This is a genomic window from Bifidobacterium catenulatum PV20-2 (assembly GCF_000800455.1).
GTDB lineage: Bacteria > Actinomycetota > Actinomycetes > Actinomycetales > Bifidobacteriaceae > Bifidobacterium > Bifidobacterium kashiwanohense_A.
Map to the genome: position 1 here is coordinate 301,190 of NZ_CP007456.1, position 19,271 is coordinate 320,460.

The following is a 19,271-nucleotide window of genomic DNA, read 5'->3' on the forward strand; positions in this document are numbered from 1 at the left end:
AATGGTGCGTTATGAGCACCACACTGGAAACACCGATTTCATCAATCGAAAGCAACCGCCGCAGGGTTGGCGCGCTGAAATCGCTTGGCGTGGTGTCCGTAGGCGACGCCCTGACCTACTATCCGTTCCGCGTAACCGACCCCGTTCCAGCACACGCACTGCACGAGGCGAAAATCGGGGAGAAAATGGCATTCGCCGCGCACGTGCTCGAAACGCGCGTTTTCCCCATGGCTCGTCGTGGCTTCCGTCTGATCGCAACAGTCGCCGACGATGATTTCGCAGCCCGTCGCAACACCCCAAAATCGTTGGCGTCGCTGGTTTTCTTCTCATATCGCAAATCGTATGTCGACTGGGTGCGGCGCAAATTGCACACGGGAGCGCTGCTGGTCGTCGCAGGCGAGCCAAGCGTGTATGACAATCGTTTGCAATTCACGCATCCCGACCTGCTTACCATCAATCCCATGCAATCGCAGGCAGAAAGCGGGGAATGGAATGACGGTTTCGGCGATCCTGCAAATCCGCCGCTTGGTAATCTGAAATACGATGCGCAAACGGTTGATGAAGCATTGAAACGAGTCTGCCGTCCGCGACCGGTATATCATGCGAATTCCAGGATTTCCAGCGAACATATTCACGAATCGGTATTGAAATACATGGATGCGTTGCGTGGAAGCGAGTATTTGCCAGCGCAAACGGCAAATAATTCCTCAGGTAATATCGCACAAGAAGGGGAGTTTGACGCTCCTCAAATAGATCGTGAAGTGCAGATTGAATCATTGTCTGTTGCTATTCCCGACATTATTCCGGAAGATTTTCGTGAGAAATATGGGCTTATGCATCGCGCTGAAGCATTCATGGCGATTCATGATCCGGTCGATCGCAAGAATTTCGACAACGCCCTGCAAACGTTGCGATACGAGGAAGCTCTGATCTGCCAGACCGCACTCGTCAAAACACGCGACGCATCACGCAAAAACAAGGCGACCGCATGTTCCGTAACGCGGTTGAAAGACGATTTCATTGCCTCGCTGCCGTTTGCTCTGACGAGCGGTCAAAGACAGGTTATTACCGATATTTCCGCCGATATGACGCGTGACTACCCCATGCAACGATTACTGCAGGGCGAGGTTGGATCCGGCAAAACCGTGGTCGCGGTCGCAGCCATGATGCAGGCTGTGGGATCAGGCGGGCAGGCCGTGCTTGTAGCGCCAACGCAGGTTCTTGCCGAACAGCATTATGCGAGCATTTCCAAAATGGTGGCGAAATTGACGGATGCAGATAATAAAACAGCTTCCAGAATCCGAGAAAATACTGCGACAACGCAAGTGCCAACATACCAACAAACTGGGGAATCCACACAACAAACTATCAACAATAATGCTGTGGATAAAGGTGCACAACTCGTCGACCTGCTTGACATAGCCGAAATTTCCAATGTGGATAACTCAAATAACGACGATTTGATTACATTGCGAAGTGAGCAATCGCATATTTTCGATGCAAAAAAAGCGGGTATTCCAAGCAAGGGGAACGATGTATTCGGCACAAAAGATGGGGAAATTCCCGTATTTCTTCTTACGGGAGGCATGCGACTTGCCGAACGCCGCCGCGTACTCGCCGCAGCCGCATCAGGCATGCCCTGCATCGTCGTGGCGACGCACGCCGCATTTTCCAAGAGTTTCCAAGCACCGAACCTCACGTTGGCGGTAATCGACGAACAGCATCGCTTCGGCGTGGAGCAACGCGAATCGTTGAATTCCAAGGGGGCTACTGCGCCGCATCTGCTGGTCATGACGGCCACGCCGATTCCGCGCACCGCAGCCATGACCTGGTTCGGCGATCTTGATATTTCCGCGCTGACCGAACTTCCTGGCGGCCGCAAGCCGATTCGCACATTCGTGGTGCCGGAAAGCAATGCGTCGCTGATGAGCGAAATGTTCGCCCTGATCCGTAAGCGCATTGATGCGGGGGAGCGCGCCTACGTGGTCTGCCCGCGCATCGACGACGATTCCGAAAATGCGGACGACGCGTTGGCGGAGTCGGCTGCTTCAAACTCGAAAACTACGGGCTCGCCGATTCCCACCTTTGATGAAGCATACGATCTTGGAGAAGACGACGAACAGCGCGCGCAACGCCCCCCGTTGCATTCCGTCGCAGAAATCGTGGAGCGTCTGCGATCGTTGCCGCAATTCAAAGGCATTCGATTCGCAACATTGACTGGGCGCGACGATGACGCCACAAAATCGCAGGTTATGGCCGATTTTGAAGCCGGTATAACGCCGATTCTGGTGGCGACCACGGTGATTGAGGTCGGCGTGGACGTTGCGAAAGCCAGTTGCATCGTGATTTTCGACGCGGATCGGTACGGACTTTCGCAATTGCACCAGTTGCGAGGGCGCGTTGGCCGTGGCGGCACTGATTCGGGAGCTTTCCTGATTTCGCGTGCGCCTGCGGACAGTGATGCCGCCCGCCGTCTTGACGTGATTCAGGGCACGTTGGATGGTGCCGAAATCGCACAGGCCGATTTGGAATTCCGCGGAGCCGGCGACGTGCTCGGAGATGCGCAATCCGGCGGAAAAACGGGATTGAAGCTGCTGCGCGTGGTCAAGGATGTGAAGATCATCGAACAGGCACGGGCCGAGGCCACTCAGCTTGTTGCGGCTGATCCCGATTTGCTTGGATCTGTGCAGTTGGCTGGAGCGGTATTGGATTTCACGCGCGGTAACGAAATGTTCCTGACCAGCAATTAGTTTGGCACGCCTAGAAAAGCCGGGCACACCTAAATTAAGCCCACCACGCTAAAGTAGTGCGTATGCGCGTAATTTCAGGACGATTCAAAGGTGTGGCATTGACCACGCCGAAGTCGGGTACCCGACCGACTACAGATCGCACCAAAGAGGCGATTTTCTCACACCTTGATTCATGGGGAGTGTTGGACGATGCCCGCGTGCTCGATTTGTTTGCAGGAACCGGCGCTTTGGGCATCGAAGCATTGAGCCGTGGCGCACGAGAGCTGGTGGCGGTGGAATCATCCGCTCCGGCGGCCGCATTGATCGCGCAGACGCTGACCGCGTTGAAGCATAACCGTTCGTGGGAACATGGCATGAGCGCCCGCGTGGTGAAGGCCCGCGCGGAAAAATACGCGGCTTCAGCTTCGGCCGTTGAACCGTTCGACATGGTGTTCATTGACCCGCCGTACGCCTTCGAAACGAATGATTGCAACCAGCTGCTCGCCGATCTTGCCAGCCGTGAACTGACCTCCAGCAACACGGTGATCATGCTGGAACGATCCACCCGTTCCGAAGCTCCCACGGCCCCCGCGAACTGGGAAATCACCGATCGGCGCGACTATGGCGAAACCGCCGTCTACTACATTGAACCCAGCGAGCCAATCTCTGATAACGGTCAGCAATAATCGCAGGAAAAACTTGCGATTATTCCGTGTAAAAACAAGCGTTTGAAAGCTAGCGTTTGCGCGGGTGAGCGGCGGAAACCTCCCAACCGAGCGCCATTAACGTCTTGCGATCGGCTTTGTCAAGCTTGGCGCAATCCAACGCTTCGATCAGATCCGGACGCAACTCGTCGGTTTTCTGGAGCGCCTCATCACGGCGGAAACGATCCACTTTCGCATGATTGCCGGAAAGCAACACGTCCGGAACCTTGATGCCACGCCATTCCGCGGGCTTCGTGTACTGGCGGTGCTCCAGCAGCGCGTTCTCGCCCGTATACGATTCCTCAACAATCGATTCCGCGTTGCCCATAAAACCGGGCAGCAGTCGCGTAATCGCTTCCAACATGACCGAAACCGCGACCTCACCGCCGTTCAACACGTAATCGCCGATCGAATATTCGCGCACGTCAATGCCTTGCGCGCGGTAATACTGCGGAATGCGCGCGTCATACCCTTCGTAACGGCCGCAGCCGAACAGCAGATGATCGGCATGGCTCAGTTCCGTCGCATCCTGTTGTGTGAACAGTGGGGCGGAAGGATTCGGAAAAATCAGCACAGGACCTGCGGAAGATTGTGCAATATCAGTTTTTTCGGAATTCTCAGAATCTGCAGAAGATTGTGCAGTGCCGGAATCTGCAGTATCGCAGGAATCCGCAGAATCCTCAATATTTTCCGTATTCTCAACTACCGCCGGCTCAAGCTGCAGCAGCTCGTCAAGACACTCGCTCCACACTTCCGGCTTCATCACCATGCCCGCGCCACCGCCGACAGGAGTGTCGTCGACGGAATGATGCACGTCGTGCGTCCAATCGCGCAAATTATGGGCGGTCACTTCCACAAGACCTTTCGCCTGCGCTTTGCCGAGCAGACTGAGGTTCAGCACTTCGAAATATTCCGGGAAAACGGACACGATATCAATCTTCATAATGATTCCAGAATACCGGTATGTCTGCCAAATAGCGGAAAACAAAAGGTGGGCATGGAATCCAATGCCCACCTAATAAGTAATTGCGATCACAGACCCGGAATAAGTCCTCCGGGCGGATCGAGGGTCAGATAGCCCTCTTCGAGGTCGATGTCTGGCACGAGCTCGTCCACAAACGGCACAAGCGCGCTGTTCTCAACCACAACGCCGTCGGCATCCTTCACTGGATTGGCGAGACGAATCTTCAGCAGCCATTGGGCCACTTCTATCACGTCAACGACTTTGCCGACCACCACGCCCGGTTCGAGACCAAGCATATTGTCTTCAGCCAGTCGCGCCTCAAGACCGATGAGGTCTTTCGGATACCACTCGTCGGCTTCAAGCATGTCTTCCAGATCGTCCGCCTCGCCATACAGCACAATGCCGTTGGCCGCTTCGGACTGGTCGCGGTTGTCAATGCCTTCGAACTTGATAATCCAACGGTTCTTGAAGGTACGGGAGTTCTCCACCACATACTCTTCTTCGCCGTCTTTCGTGTACAACACAGCACCGGGAGCGAACCGGTATTCCGGTTCGTCCGTAAAGATCTGCACGGTGACTTCGCCTTTGAGTCCCTGCGCACGCCCGATACGACAGACCCTCAGCAGCTCGGGCTGTTGAGGGTCGTCAGAATGCATATCACGCACCACGCTAGGATCTCACCTGCGCACGTCCATGATGTCGACGCGCACCTTGTGGTCGGCCAGTGCCTGCACCACGGTGCGAATCGCATTTGCCGTGCGTCCGCTGCGTCCGATGACGCGACCGATGTCTTCCGGGTTGACGCGCACGCGAATGAGTTCGCCACGCGCGTTCTCATGGGACTTCACAGAAACATCATCGGGGAAATCGACGATGTTCTTAATCAGATGTTCCACAGCCTGGGCGAGCATGATCACTCAGCTTCCGCAGCCGGCTCTTCAGCCGGAGCTTCCTCGGTAGCGGCGGCTTCGGCTTCAGCCTTGGCCTTGGCTTCAGCTTCGGACTTTGCAGCCTTCAGCTTCTGAGCCTGGGACTCAACGGCCTCAACGCGAGCGGCGGCATCCGGGCCGGACTCAACGGTCTTCAGGGTGCCTTCAGCACCTTCAAGGCCCTTGAACTTCTGCCAGTCGCCGGTGATCTTCAGCAGGTTCAGCACCTGTTCGGTCGGCTGGGCGCCGACGCCGAGCCAGTACTGAGCGCGCTCGGAATCGATAACGATGGTCGAAGGCTGGGTGTTCGGGTTGTAGGTACCGATCTCTTCGATGGCGCGGCCATCACGCTTGGTACGGGAATCCATGATCACCACGCGGTAGAACGCGTAGAACTTCTTACCCATGCGCTTCAGACGAATCTTGGTTGCCAAAATGGCTCTCCTTGTATAACTAGGGGTGTGCGTTTCGTTTTCTGTGTGGGGCACGGAATCCGAAACCCACGTGTTCCTCACGTCACGCGATAGTTAGAGGGCCTCGCGCGCGCGAATAACTTGACGATTATAACCGTGGGGTACGGACGGATGGGTCTTAGGATGTTTCCCGCTCTACGCGACTTTCCGAACCCATGCAAAACCGGGAAGCCGTTTGTCTGATTCTGCGGAAACGGTCAATTATGCGGCGAATATGAGGCTTTGAATGACCGAATCGGCAGAATCGGACATTTGCTGGCATTCGTGAGATGTTTGCGTGGGTCTACATGGCGGAATCGTCGGAATCAGGCAGGCTGGCTACACTTGGAGGTTCCGAGTTTGCGTATGTCCGTTCGAAGTGAACGGTTTGCATAGGGGGAGTTGCCTGAATGATTATCGCGCTTTGGATTGCGTTGATTATTTGCGTTGTATGGATTGCGCTTGGCGAGATGCCGGCTGGTTGGGATGGTCATTTGCCGCTGCCGTACTTGATTGCGTTGATTCCGTTGCTGTGGATTCCGACGCTTGTGATCGCCGTCGCCGGTTTCGCGTTGCATGAGCCGGCTCTCGGGGGAGTCGCTGCGGCGGTCTGTTTTGCGTCGCTGCTGCGCAAAATCGCATATTGGATGGAAAATCTCAATTCTCCCAATACTGCGCAGAAAGTCGCCGAAAAACTTGCGGAAAAGCGTGAAACATCTCGTGAAACAAGCAATGAAGCTGTTGTGGAATCCGCGAAACATGGCCGTTTCCGTGTGATGACGTTGAACTGTCGATTTGGTCGCGCCAACGCTGCGGCAATCGTCAGTGCGGTCAAAAAACATGATATTGCAGTACTTGCATTGCAGGAATTGACAGACGATCTGGTTGCGCAATTAGACGCTTCGGGATTGTCTGATTTGCTTCCGTACCGTCAGTTGGGGGAGAACAAAGGAACGGATAATGGCGGATTCAATGGTGTGTGGATTCGTATTGAACCAAGCGACATGTCTCCGGTCACTGCGGTGATTCCCGCGGCCGACGTGCCGGGCGTGTGCTTCCCGATCGATTCGATGCGCGGCATCACGTTTGTTTCGGCACATCCGAAGTCTCCGATGCGCGGATGCAAGGAATGGTCCGCCGGCATCATTGGCTTGGGGGAATTGGCGACCACTCAGAAGCAGGGCGACATCACCGTTGTGCTGGGTGATTTGAACTCCGGTACCGATCATCCGAGCTTCCGCAAGCTGCTGGATGCGGGCTTCAAGGATGCGGCCCTGTGCGAGGCGAAGGGCCGTCATGCCACGTTCCCATCATGGCTGCCGTGGCCGCGCATCATTCTCGACCATGTGCTTTTCACCAAGGGATTGGACGCTTCCGATGTGAGTTCGTTCCGCGTTGAAGGCAGCGATCATCTTGCGCTTGCTGCCACGCTGACGTTGAAGTAGTTGATGGCGATTATGCGGTAGTCGATTCGGCTGAAAACAGCTGATTAGAGTACGCAAAAAGGGGATGTGATTCGTTTTGAATCACATCCCCTTTTTTACGTTACCGTTTTCGCGTCGCTTGCTTTAGTGCAGCAAGCCGGACAGTCCGCCACCAAAGTTCGGCGGCAGCTCACCGGCATCGCCCATCATGTCTTGCAATCCGGCAGGAAGCGCAGGATTCTGCGGCTTCTTGGCAAAAGCGGAACCGCCGGAAGACTTACCGCCGGAGTTCTTACCGGCAAGCTTGTCGCGCAACGCCTTCTCTTCAGCCTCGCGCTTCATTGGATTTCCGGACTTACCGCCCTTCTTCTTGCCCTTCTTGCCCTTCTTGCCTTTGCCGCCGCCCATGGCAGGGCCGCCAAAGCCAGGCATGCCAGCGCCAGCCTTGTTGCTCATACGCTTCATCATCTTCGCAGCCTGCTCGAAACGCTGCAACAGCGCGTTTACCTGCGAAACGGTCACACCGGAACCGTAAGCGATACGAGCTCGACGAGAACCGTCAATAATCGAAGGGTCACGACGTTCCGCAGGAGTCATCGAACGAATAATGGCCTCCGTACGATCGATTTCCCTCTCGTCGAACTGCTCAAGTTCTTTACGATGCGCGGCCATACCCGGAATCATGCCAAGCAGATTCTTCATCGGACCAAGCTTGCGCACCTGCTGCAGCTGATCGAGGAAATCATCCAAACCAAAGGAACCATCGGAAATCTTGATGGCGGCCTTACGAGCTTCTTCCTCATCGAACTGCTTCTGCGCCTGCTCGATCAGGGTAAGAATATCGCCCATATCGAGAATGCGGGAAGCCATACGATCCGGGTGGAAAACCTCGAAATCCTTCAGGCCTTCGCCAGTGGAAGCGAACAGAATCGGCTTGCCGGTAACGGAGGCGACCGAAAGCGCGGCACCACCACGGGCGTCGCCATCAAGCTTCGAAAGCACCACGCCGGTGAAGTCCACGCCCTCATCGAACGCCTTCGCCGTCTGCACGGCATCCTGACCGATCATCGCGTCGATCACGAACAGGATTTCGTTCGGCTGCACGGCGTCGCGAATATCGCGAGCCTGCTTCATCAGCTCTTCGTCAACGCCGAGACGGCCTGCGGTATCGATGATGACCGTGTCGTACAGCTTCTGCTTGGCCAGCGCAACAGCGTCACGCGCCACCTTCACCGGATCGCCGGTGGTCAGACCCGGGGAAGCAACGGCTTCGCCACCATCGGACTGCACACCCTTTTCCGGAGCGTACACGGGCACGCCTGCACGTTCGCCAACCACCTGCAACTGCGTCACTGCGTTCGGACGCTGCAAATCGGCCGCGACCAACAGCGGAGTGTGGCCGGAATCCTTCAGCCAGTAGCCGAGTTTGCCTGCGAGGGTGGTTTTACCAGCACCCTGAAGACCAGCGAGCATGATGATGGTCGGCGGATTCTTCGCAAAATTCAGCGGGCGGTCAACGCCAGCGCCAAGCACGGCCGTCAACTCTTCGTTGACGATCTTCACGACCTGCTGGGCCGGATTCAGCGCTTGGGAAACCTCGGTGCCGAGCGCACGCTCGCGGATTCGACCGGTGAAGGAACGCACCACGTCGAGCGCCACATCAGCGTCGAGCAGCGCGCGGCGGATTTCGCGGATCGTACCATCGATATCAGCCTCGGAAAGCTTGCCTTTGCTCTTCAGATGCTTGAACGCATTCGAGAGCCTATCTGTCAAAGAACTAAATGCTGCCATAATGTTCCTCAGTCTAGCCGTCCCGCGGGAAATTTCGCATCCCGCTTTTGGTGTGGTTGATGAGATTCGATTGGGATGCTCGCCACCATTCGGCGGGGAAATGAAAATCCCGTCTCTTCCAATAGGAGAAGACGGGATTATTGCTTATCAAGAATGCAGCGGATTATTTGAGGGTCCAGGTGGGGCCTTGTGGGGTGTCTTCGATGGCGATTCCGGCTGCGCCCAAGGCGTCACGAATGGCGTCGGCGCGGGCGAAATCCTTGGCCTTGCGGGCTTCGGCACGCTCCTCCAACTGTTCGGAAACCAAACGGTCAAGCGCAGTATGCTCAGCGGAATCGGCACCGGCTCCGGCGGCGCCGGCCGCACCTTCGCTTACCCACGGCTCCGCCAGCGGATCCAAACCAAGCGTATCGAGCATCGCACGCACATTCACCAAAACAGCGCGAACTTCATCCTTCGCAACATCCGAATCAACACGATCGGCAAGCTTCGAAAGCAACGTGTTGCCGGAACGAATCGCCGTGAAAATCGCAGCGGAGGCGCCGGAAACATTAATGTCGTCATTCATTGCGGCAACGAAATCAGCCGGAAGATCATCGGCAGAAACCGAAACGATCTCCTCACGGGACGGCTGCCCGCCGACGGCGGCGCCGGCACGTTCGATGAAATTCGACACACGATCGTACGCGGACTGAGCCTCGGTCAACGTCTGATCCGACCATTCCAACATGGAACGATACTGCACGGAACCAAGCGCGTAACGCACCACCCAAGCGGAATTTTCCGCCAAAACCGCCGGTACGGACAAGCCATTGCCCAGCGACTTCGACATCTTCTCACCCTTGGCGGTAACCCATGCGGAATGCATCCAACGAGCCGCCGAATCGTAACCGGCGGCACGAGTCTGCGCCATTTCGTTCTCATGGTGCGGGAAACGCAAGTCCAGCCCGCCGCCATGAATGTCGAACATATCCTTCAAATAGCGGTGGCTCATCGCCGAGCATTCAATATGCCAACCCGGGCGACCCGTGCCGAACGGAGTATTCCAACGCGCGTCAAGCGGATCGGAATCCTTCGGAGCCTTCCACAATGCGAAATCACGCGGATCATGCTTGTCTTCCGACATGTCCGCAGGATCAACCGGATTGTATTTGTCGTTGCCCGTATTGTCGACCGACGGACCCATGGCATCGGCCACTTCGGAAGCGGCATCAGCCACAGCGGTCTGCTTCTGATGCGTCAACTCGCCATAATGAGGCCAGCTTGCCACGTCGAAATACACGTTGCCGGTCGGATTGCCGTTCTCGTCAGTCACCACGTAGCCGTGACCATTGTCTATGATCTGCTTGATCAGATCGATCATGTCAATCATGTGGCCGGTCGCACGCGGCTCATATGTAGGAGGCTCAACGCCCAACGTGTTGTAAGCCTCAGTGAATTCACGCTCGTAAATGTACGCACGCTCCCACCACTGCTGACCGGCGGCCGCAGCCTTATCTAGAATCTTGTCGTCGATATCGGTGACATTGCGCACGAACGTGACCTTGTAGCCTAAACGCTCAAACCAGCGACGCACCACGTCAAACGCGACAGCCGCACGAATATGGCCGATATGCGGCGAGCTCTGCACGGTGGCGCCACACACGTACATGCCGACCTGACCAGGCTTGATCGGCGTGAAATTCGACACGGCGTGCGATGCGGTGTCGTACAGCTTCAGATCGGCAGCGGCGCTCGCCACTGCGTCAACTGCGGTTGCGACGCTAGAAATGTTGATATTCTGCGGTTCTTGCGTGTTCGTCATAACCACGAGAGTATTGCCAGAATCGGACATGCATGCGAGATGAAAATGAACGGCAAAACGGTTTTTGTTGGATTTGTGAACATCGTTTACGTAGGTGATGCAACAATAGAACGTATGACGCAATCGCAGGTGCTGATTTTGCAACACGTTCCGTGGGAGAGACCGGGACGCATTTTAGACAGTCTGGATGATTTGGGACTGCAGTATCAAATCATCAATGTCGCCAAGCAGAAGAAACCGGATTTGCCTGATTTTGGCGAGGTTTCCGGCGTGGTGATCATGGGCGGGCCGATGGGCGCACTCGACTACGACAAGTATCCGGGATTAAAGGCCGAGGCCAAGCTCGCGCGGGCTGCAGTCAGTGTGGGCAAGCCGGTGTTGGGCGTGTGCCTGGGGCATCAGATCATCGCCACCGCGCTGGGGGCGAAGCTGAAGTCGGGAGATGCTCCAGAAATCGGCTTCGCGCCGATCAAGCGCATCGACAAGCATGATTATTTCTCGATGTGGAACAAAACCGTGGATGTGCTGCACTGGCATAACGACGTGGTGTCGTTGCCGGAGGGCGCGCAGCCATTGGCGCGATCCGAGAAAACCAAGGTGCAGGCGTTCCGTTTTGGTTCCGCCCTGGGCATGCAGTTCCACTTGGAGGTTACCCCTACTCTGTTGGAGGAGTGGCTTGACGAGTCAAGCATGGTCAAGGATCTCAAGGCTGCCGGCGGGTCGAAATCGCAGTTGCGCGAGGCGTTCGCCGAATATAATCCGCAGTTGCAGCCGCTTGCGGATCAGGTGTTTTCGAGTTTTGCCGCTCGTTGTAATTCGTATGGGCAGAATTTGGCTCAGGCGCAGCAGGGCTGATCGCCGAGTTGTGTGCGGTTCCGATTGCTGCGTAGCGCTGGTGGCGATTCGCAAGTTGCGGCATTGCCTGCAGGTTTGGGAGATGTCCCCGCTACATTGGTGACTTATGCCGACTTATGATTTGGGACTTGAACACGTTTCGCTTGCTTTTGCGACCAAGAATATTTTCAACGATGTAACGCAGGGTGTTTTTGAAGGCGATCGCATCGGCATCGTCGGTAAGAACGGCGACGGCAAGTCCACGTTGCTGCATTTGTTCAAAGGCACGCAGGAGCCGGATTCCGGTCGCGTGACCATTCGCGGCGGGCTTACGTTTGGCATGCTCGACCAGCGTGATCCGCTCGACGACAACGCCACCGTGCGCGAAGCTGCGCTCGAAGGCCGTGAAGACTACGAATGGGCTGCGGAAACCAAGTCGCGCGAAATCGTCGAAGCATTGCTTGGCGGCATCAGCTTGGAAGCGAAAATCGGTTCGCTTTCCGGCGGTCAGCGTCGCCGCGCTGATTTGGCACGCCTGTTGCTCAAGGATTGGGATATTCTCGCACTCGACGAGCCTACAAACCATTTGGATGTGGTGACCATTCACTGGCTGGCGGAACATTTGAAGAACCGTTGGCCGGCCGGATCCGGCGCGCTGCTGCTCGTCACCCATGACCGTTGGTTCCTCGACGAAGTGTGCGAATCCATGTGGGAGGTGCATGACGGCGAAATCGAGCCGTTTGAAGGCGGCTATTCCGCGTATATGCTGCAGCGCATGGAACGCGATCGCCAAGCCGACGTGCGTGAAACGAAACGTCGCAATCTGGCTCGTAAGGAACTTGCCTGGCTTACCCGCGGTGCCCGCGCCCGTTCCACCAAGCAGAAATTCCATGTGAAGGCCGCGCGTGAGCTCATCGCCGACGTGCCTCCGGTGCGCAATACGCTGGAATTGAAGCAGATGGCCACATCCCGCTTGGGCAAGCAGGTGGTTGACCTGATCGACGTGACGCAGATTTTCGAACATGTGCAAGGCGAGGCCGATATCGATCCTGACGTTGCCGAAATGGAAGCGTCGGCATCGCGCGTCGATGTGGTGCCGGCCATGTACGCCGAGCCGCAAGTGCATGGTTCCGTGGAAGTTGCCGTCGACGATCTGACTGATCCGCGATTGGTGGATGCCGGTGTTGCAGCGGCGCAAGTTGCTGCAGCTGCGAAAGAATCGCAAGAAATTCAGGAATCGCAAGAAAATAATACTGATGATTCTGCAGAAGAAATTACTTCTGCAGCGCAAAAAATTACTGTTACCGGTCGTAAGATTCTTGACGACGTGACATGGCTGATTGGACCTGGCGATCGTTTCGGCATCGTCGGCGCGAACGGTGCCGGAAAATCGACGTTATTGAAGATTCTTGACGGAACAATCACCCCCACTGTAGGTCATGTGAATATCGGCAAAACCGTGAAATTCGCGGTGCTTTCACAGCGTCTCGACGAATTGGAGAAGCTCGGTAAATACAAGATCAAGGAAGTGCTGAGCCGTTACAAGCCGAGCTATATCGTGGACGGCAAGGAAACCACGCCGGGGCAGATGATGGAGCGTCTCGGATTCGAGTCGGCGCAGCTGATGACGCCGATCAAGGACCTATCGGGTGGTCAGAAGCGCCGTATGCAGTTGCTGCTGATCCTACTGGACGAGCCGAACGTGCTCATCATGGATGAGCCCGGCAATGATCTCGACACCGACATGCTCGCCGTGATGGAGGATCTGCTCGACACTTGGCCGGGAACTCTGATCGTCGTCTCCCATGACCGGTATCTGCTCGAACGTGTCACCGATCAGCAGTTCGCGCTGATCGGCGGCAAGGTGCGCCACCTGCCCGGTGGCGTGCAGGATTATCTGGACATGACTGAGGCCATCAAGAACGGCAAGGATCCGTTTGCGGACGAGAAGGCAGGTGCAGGCAAAGGCAAGAAGGGCGGTTCCGCTGGGGCTGCCGGTTCCACAACCGAAGGCACCGCAGGCAACTCCGCAAGTGGGTCTGCGACTGCCGAAACCGCATCTTCCTCGCCTTCTACGCCGAAACTTTCCGGCAAGGCCTTCCATGAAGCCTCCAAGCGCGTATCGGCAATCGAGCGCAAACTCTCCAAACTCGAAGAGCAGAAAGCTGATCTTGAGCAGCAAATGGCCGCGCACGACCCCAGCGACTACGAGGGTCTAGGCAAGCTCAACGACCAGCTGCAAGCCGTCACCGACGAGTCCGAAGAACTCGAACTCGAGTGGATGGAGCTTTCCGAACAGCTCGAGTAGCATTCGTATCGCCCGCGCCAATTACCGGACAGGGTGTGCATGTTGTGGCGGCGGCGCAGCTCCTCCAGCGTTTCCGGTGAATGTTGGCCATTCGTGCGACAGCGATGCGTGGCATTCCATGTGCCAATGTCATATTCTTGTTATTGCAGGAAACCTTAGCTGTTCTTGTCGAAGAGACCAATGGAGGTGCCTTATGAATCAAGTGATGCGAAGAAGCGCCTGTTGCTTGTTGTCCACCTTGTTGTTGTGGTCATGCGTTGGCTGCACAAAAGCTGCACATGAAAGTTCCGGTGATGGCTCCGCACAGAGCAGCAGCGAGAATGATGATGCCGCAAAACAGGCATATAAAGCATTTACTGTGGACGCTCTAGACCGTGTCGCCGTTGATGATTTCAATAGCTCGGGCAAACTGGTTCTAGTGAACAAGCTGGGCGCGAAATCCGTGCACGGTGATGGTGCTATTCCATTTGCTCAAAAAGTCGACGAAAACAATATGTATTACGTCATTTCCATGTGCAAACAGAAGGAGCAGGCTCCTTATTCGCTTGTTCTCTACAAAGATGGGCAGCCACACACCCTAACCACTAGGGAGGCATGTACATCTAACGGAATAGAAACGATCTCTCTTCCGGCGAAGAATTTCCCAGATGCCACCTCATTGTCCATTATCAATATCGGCAATACGGATCTTGTTGTTTCCGTATATGAAGTAAAGGAACACCATCATGAGTAATTTCAGTCATAACGCTCCCTGTCGTCCTGCCATCATCATAGTTTGTGACATCGCGATGAATGCTACTGGGCTAGTTGTTGTAAAACTTGCTGATTAGGTAGATGGGGTAGTAGGTGATGTTGTGATCGGTTTCGATGTTGCCGGGGCCGAAAATTAATCCTTGGTGAAGGTGATAACTTTCCTCTGCCAACACATTATTAAGAGCCCGATGAACCTTGTTTGATATCTTCTTGCGCCTGGCGAACGTCTATGAGACTGTTGTTTTGCGCAAAAGATGCTACTGCAGCTGGCATGCCTCCAATGATCAGATATTTTCTGAATATCGCAGATTTGACAACAAAAAGGGCTTTCCCGCGTTGAAACGGGAAAGCCCTGTAGGTTTGGGATTAGGCTGATTGGATCAGCGACCGGTGATTTCGGAGCCGAGTACCTTTTCGCTCAGCGCCTTCGGACCGCGCGTGACGGCGACCGCGCCGGAGCGGACCAGCTCGATGATGCCGTAATGCTCCAAAAGCCCCAGCAGCGCGTCGATTTTGCCTTCGGCACCGGTAGCTTCGATGGTCAGCGATTCCGGATTCACATCGACCACGCGCACGCGGAACAGACGCACGATCTCAAGCACGTCGGAACGGTTGGATTCATCGGCGGCCACCTTGATAAGCACCAGTTCGCGCTCCACAGTAGTGTTCGGATCCAAATCCACGATCTTCAACACATGCAGCAGCTTGTTGAGCTGCTTGATGATCTGCTCGAGCGGCACTTCCTCCACGTCGGCGGTCACCGTGACACGCGAAATGTCAGGGCGCTCAGTGGGGGAGACGGACAGTGAGTTGATGTTGAACGCACGACGGGCGAACAGACCGGCAATACGCGCCAGCACGCCCGGACGGTTCTCTACGAGCACAGAAAGCGTATGGCGCTTGGAACCTGGCTGAGATGCAGGATACATTGGTAGACCCTTCCTTACTACTTACTCGTTTGCTCGTTTACTCGTTGTCGGCAGCAGCCTTCGGGCGCTGCAGCGGCTTGATTCCGGGCATATAGGTGACATTGTCGTTGGCATCGCCAGCTGCGACCATCGGCCACACCATAGCGTCCTTCCACACGCGGAAATCGATAAGCACCGGGCGATCGTTGATTTCGTTGGCCTTCTTGATCGCTTCAATGGCTTCTTCTTCCGTAAACGCACGCATACCAACGCAACCGTACGCTTCGGCAAGCTTTACGAAATCAGGAACATCCACGATTTCCGTCGTATTCTCTCCATCCATCAGATTGGTGGCGGAATAATGCTCGCCGTAGAACAGGGTCTGCCACTGACGAACCATGCCATACACGGAATTGTTCAGCAGTGCGATCTTAATCGGCGTGTGATCGTGGAATGCGGTTGCCAGCTCTTCAGAAGTCATCTGGAAGGAACCGTCGCCGTCAATCAGCCACACCGGCTTCTCGCCCTCATGGAAACGTTCGGAACCAACACGAGCGCCGATGGCGGCCGGCAGTCCGTAACCCATGGTGCCAAGGCCGCCGGAGCTCAGCCAAGAATGCGGCTTCTCGAAATCGATGAGCTGCGTGGCCCACATCTGATGCTGGCCTACACCGGTAACCCAAATCGTGTCAGGATCGGCCAGGTCGGAAAGCTGCTTGATGACCCACTGCGGAGCGAGCGAACCATCGGTCGGCTCATCCCACTTGATCGGGTACTTTTCACGCCAATCGTTGATGATCTCCCACCAATGCGAAGTGTCAGGCTTGCCATGTACGGCCTGCTCGCGCTTGATTTCCGGAATGAGATCCTTCAGCACGGTTGCCACATCGCCAACGATCGGTACATCCGGCTGACGGTTCTTGCCGATTTCCGCCGGATCGATATCAATGTGAATCACACGTGCACCCGGAGCGAAAGCATCAAGCTTGCCGGTTACACGATCGTCGAAACGAGCGCCAATCGCAACGAGAAGATCGCAACGCTGTACGGCACCGGTAGCGGCAATCGTGCCATGCATGCCAAGCATGCCAAACACCTTCGGATCGGAATCAGGCACAACACCGCGTGCGGGCAGCGTGGTGACGATCGGAGCGTTCGTGACTTCCGCCAGCTCCTGCACGAGCTTGCCGGCATCGGAACGTGCCGCGCCGCCGCCCACATACAGCACCGGACGGTACGACTGCTCGAACAGCTTCGCAGCGTCGGAAAGCACGCGGCCGTGAGCCTTCGTAGTGGGGTTGTAGCCGGGCAGAATCATGCGCTGCGGCCACGAATAGTACATGTCGCCGGTCTGCGCGGTTTTGGTGACGTCAACCACCACCGGACCAGGGCGGCCGGAACGTGCCACATAGTGCGCTTCGGCGAGCACGCGCGGAATATCCTGCGCACGCGTGACCAGATAGGAATGCTTGACTACCGGGTAGGTTGCGCCGACGATATCGGCTTCCTGGAAGGCGTCGGTGCCAATGGCGTTCACGCCGACCTGGCCGGTGATGACCACCATCGGCACGGAATCCATGTTCGCGTCGGCGATCGGGGTGATCATGTTCGTGGCGCCCGGGCCGGACGTGACGATGCACACACCGACTTGACCGGTCGATACGGCATAGCCTTCAGCCGCATGACCTGCGGCCTGTTCGTGACGCATCAGCACAAAACGGAAGCTGGTTTCATTATTGATTGCATCGTATACCGGCAGAATCGCGCCGCCTGGAACGCCGAAAACATCCTTGACGCCCAGATCTTCCAGCGAACGTACCAGCGCTTCGGCGCCGGTCATCTTCTCGCCGTCAACAATGGTCTGCTTTTCAGTGGTTGCGGCTGCCTTGGGCATGCCGCTGAATGCCTGCAGGGGCGTAGGTAACACCATGTTCCCTCTCATATTCGCTCGTGGAACTTTCTTACGGGGGTATGCTGCCGCGTTTCGGTGCACGCAATCAGCCGAACCCTATCATCGGAAAGCGGCGCAATCGCTTGTGGCGACTTGCGAATCGCAATCCTTCGCTAGTAATCAGTCTATGCTATCGGCTGACAGGAGAATATGCCGGATTCGTGCCATATTCTGGCGTATTGCGTTCCGCGGCGGTATGAGAGGGCGGATTTGCGGCCGCTTGTTGGCTGTTTTTGGCTACTTGTTGGCGCTTTCGTTGTTTTCGCCGTTGCTGCCGTTACTTTCGTTGCCGCTGTGCTTGTGATGATGTTTGCGATGCTTACGGACGTTTTGCGCCTCAGGCTTGCGATTGTCTAGCGCCTTCCAACCTTCTTCGGCTGCGGCGAGTTGCGCCTTGCGCTTGCTGGTGCCTGTGCCGGTGCTGATGATTTCGTCGCTTTCGCCCAGCATGACGTTCGCGGTGAACACTTGCGCATATTCCGGACCGGAAACCGACATCTGGTAGCGCGGTTCGCCGAAGCCCATGCCATGCGCTTTGACGGTAAGCGAGGTTTTCCAATCGAGGGCTGGGCCTTCCGTCGCGACTTCCGCAAGCGTTTCGTCAACAAGATGATGCACAACGCGACGTGCCTCGTCAATGCCATGCTGAATGAACGTCGCACCGATCAACGATTCGACGATATCGCACAAAATCGAGCTTTTATCAGCGCCGCCCTGATCGCTTTCGCCATGACCGAGCAGGATGTACGGGCCTGCATTGAGTTTTTCGCGAGCGATTTTGCTCAAGGATTCCTCGGAAACGGCTTTCGCGCGCATTTTCGCAAGCTGCCCCTCGTTCATGTCGGGATGCGCCTTGTACAGGGTTTCCGTGGAGACGAGCTCAAGCACGGCGTCGCCAAGGAATTCCAAACGTTCGTAGTTTTTTGCGCCAGGGTTCTCGTGCGAGAAGGATCGATGGGTGAGCGCTTCGACCAGCAGGTCGGGTTCGAGCGTGGTACCAAGTGCTTCAAGCAATGCGTTGGCGGTCATCTCGCCTTCGGAAACGGCGGATGCGTCGGTGTTGTTCTGGGTCATAATCGTCCTCGGTTTCGTAGTGGGTATGCGGCGGCGAAGCTCGCCGCGCTGTTCGGGACGTTGCGTACGTGGCAACAAGCCAGCGAATCTGGCCGATTGCTATGCAAACAACAATCTCATTCAGTCTACTCTCCGCCCATGTCGAGGCGGAAATACAGGGGAATGCGCGGATATTCGGTGGATGCGATACTCGGCGGATGCGAGGTGGGATGGTCGGGTGCGTGCGAATGCACATGGCCAAGTGCGCAGCCTGAAATATACAAAAACCCTGCCACCCGTCGATGGCAGGGTTTTAATGCTTTATGCCGTTACTCGGCAGCCACTCACTTGGTGTGGATGGAGCGGACAGCCTCGCGGTACACGCGGCCGCGGTAGGCGCCGCAGCTCGGGCAGGCCATGTGCGGCAGCGACGGAGCGCCACAATTCGGGCAGGTAACGGTCTGGGCGGCCTTGGCCTTCCAGTTTGCGCGGCGAGAATGAGTATTCGCGCGCGAGGTCTTGTACTTAGGCAGTGCCATTGTGTTTCCTCTGTTTCGTTCGAACGATTGAGCTTAAGCGTTCAGTATCTTAACTTGTGCTCCGTACAAACTGCAAAACCCAAGCAAAATCCGAACGAAACCCAAGCGAAATCAGTCCTGTTCGCAGT

The 19,271-nt window shown here is 56.1% G+C and carries 15 protein-coding genes and 2 pseudogenes; 7 read left to right on the plus strand and 10 right to left on the minus strand.

Translation table 11 applies throughout. The features are described 5' to 3' along the window. Nucleotides 1-11: 11 nt before the first annotated feature. Nucleotides 12-2,750, plus strand: a complete 2,739-nt coding sequence (locus AH68_RS01155; RefSeq protein WP_039196873.1) for an ATP-dependent DNA helicase RecG — start codon at nt 12-14, stop codon at nt 2,748-2,750. Nucleotides 2,751-2,812: 62 nt separating this feature from the next. Continuing rightward, nucleotides 2,813-3,415 (plus strand): 16S rRNA (guanine(966)-N(2))-methyltransferase RsmD, encoded by a 603-nt coding sequence (gene rsmD, locus AH68_RS01160; protein ID WP_039196875.1) that lies wholly within the window; start codon nt 2,813-2,815, stop codon nt 3,413-3,415. Nucleotides 3,416-3,464: 49 nt separating this feature from the next. On the opposite strand, the gene trmD is transcribed toward rsmD, so the two are convergent. The 4 genes from trmD to rpsP all read right to left on the minus strand — a co-directional run bounded on the left by trmD (nt 3,465) and on the right by rpsP (nt 5,760). Next, entirely contained in the window at nt 3,465-4,376 is a 912-nt protein-coding gene (gene trmD, locus AH68_RS01165) for a tRNA (guanosine(37)-N1)-methyltransferase TrmD (protein WP_039196877.1), read from the minus strand. A gap of 89 nt (nt 4,377-4,465) precedes the next feature. Then, nucleotides 4,466-5,053: a ribosome maturation factor RimM gene (rimM, locus tag AH68_RS01170; RefSeq protein WP_039196879.1), complete on the minus strand. Its 588-nt coding sequence runs from the start codon at nt 5,051-5,053 to the stop codon at nt 4,466-4,468. Between the two features lie 21 nt (nt 5,054-5,074). Continuing rightward, entirely contained in the window at nt 5,075-5,308 is a 234-nt protein-coding gene (locus AH68_RS01175) for an RNA-binding protein (protein WP_003811858.1), read from the minus strand. 2 nt (nt 5,309-5,310) lie between these two features. Next, nucleotides 5,311-5,760 (minus strand): 30S ribosomal protein S16, encoded by a 450-nt coding sequence (gene rpsP, locus AH68_RS01180; protein ID WP_039196883.1) that lies wholly within the window; start codon nt 5,758-5,760, stop codon nt 5,311-5,313. Between the two features lie 428 nt (nt 5,761-6,188). On the opposite strand from rpsP, the gene AH68_RS01185 reads away from it, so the two are divergent. Further along, the gene (locus tag AH68_RS01185; protein ID WP_039196884.1) at nt 6,189-7,223 is read left to right on the plus strand and encodes an endonuclease/exonuclease/phosphatase family protein; all 1,035 of its coding nucleotides are present in this window, start codon (nt 6,189-6,191) and stop codon (nt 7,221-7,223) included. Nucleotides 7,224-7,346: 123 nt separating this feature from the next. Here AH68_RS01185 and ffh read toward each other — a convergent pair whose 3' ends face one another. After that, nucleotides 7,347-8,993 carry a signal recognition particle protein gene (gene ffh / locus AH68_RS01190; RefSeq protein ID WP_039196887.1) on the minus strand — a complete coding sequence of 549 codons (1,647 nt, stop codon included), beginning with the start codon at nt 8,991-8,993 and terminating at the stop codon, nt 7,347-7,349. 163 nt (nt 8,994-9,156) lie between these two features. Next, a complete protein-coding gene (gene cysS / locus AH68_RS01195) occupies nt 9,157-10,797 on the minus strand; it encodes a cysteine--tRNA ligase (RefSeq protein WP_039199661.1) in 1,641 nt (546 codons plus the stop codon). A gap of 114 nt (nt 10,798-10,911) precedes the next feature. Between cysS and AH68_RS01200 the strand changes: the two genes are divergently transcribed. The 4 genes and pseudogenes from AH68_RS01200 (at nt 10,912) to AH68_RS01210 (ending at nt 14,672) form a co-directional block, all read left to right on the plus strand. Continuing rightward, nucleotides 10,912-11,652, plus strand: coding sequence for a type 1 glutamine amidotransferase (locus AH68_RS01200; RefSeq protein WP_039199663.1), 741 nt, complete (start codon nt 10,912-10,914; stop codon nt 11,650-11,652). Nucleotides 11,653-11,758: 106 nt separating this feature from the next. Continuing rightward, nucleotides 11,759-12,454, plus strand: a pseudogene (locus AH68_RS11230) (ATP-binding cassette domain-containing protein); the annotation flags it as partial. A 444-nt stretch (nt 12,455-12,898) separates the two neighbouring features. After that, a pseudogene (locus tag AH68_RS11235) lies at nt 12,899-13,939 on the plus strand (ATP-binding cassette domain-containing protein); the annotation flags it as partial. Between the two features lie 193 nt (nt 13,940-14,132). Next, entirely contained in the window at nt 14,133-14,672 is a 540-nt protein-coding gene (locus AH68_RS01210; RefSeq protein WP_039196891.1) for a hypothetical protein, read from the plus strand. Nucleotides 14,673-15,072: 400 nt separating this feature from the next. Here AH68_RS01210 and ilvN read toward each other — a convergent pair whose 3' ends face one another. From ilvN to rpmF, 4 genes are all read right to left on the minus strand, one after another. After that, a complete protein-coding gene (ilvN, locus tag AH68_RS01215; protein WP_039196893.1) occupies nt 15,073-15,621 on the minus strand; it encodes an acetolactate synthase small subunit in 549 nt (182 codons plus the stop codon). Nucleotides 15,622-15,658: 37 nt separating this feature from the next. Further along, nucleotides 15,659-17,530: an acetolactate synthase large subunit gene (locus AH68_RS01220; protein ID WP_144245680.1), complete on the minus strand. Its 1,872-nt coding sequence runs from the start codon at nt 17,528-17,530 to the stop codon at nt 15,659-15,661. A gap of 258 nt (nt 17,531-17,788) precedes the next feature. Beyond that, nucleotides 17,789-18,625 carry a ribonuclease III gene (gene rnc, locus AH68_RS01225; RefSeq protein ID WP_039196898.1) on the minus strand — a complete coding sequence of 279 codons (837 nt, stop codon included), beginning with the start codon at nt 18,623-18,625 and terminating at the stop codon, nt 17,789-17,791. Nucleotides 18,626-18,948: 323 nt separating this feature from the next. Continuing rightward, a complete protein-coding gene (gene rpmF, locus AH68_RS01230) occupies nt 18,949-19,143 on the minus strand; it encodes a 50S ribosomal protein L32 (RefSeq protein ID WP_022244549.1) in 195 nt (64 codons plus the stop codon). Nucleotides 19,144-19,271: the final 128 nt, after the last annotated feature.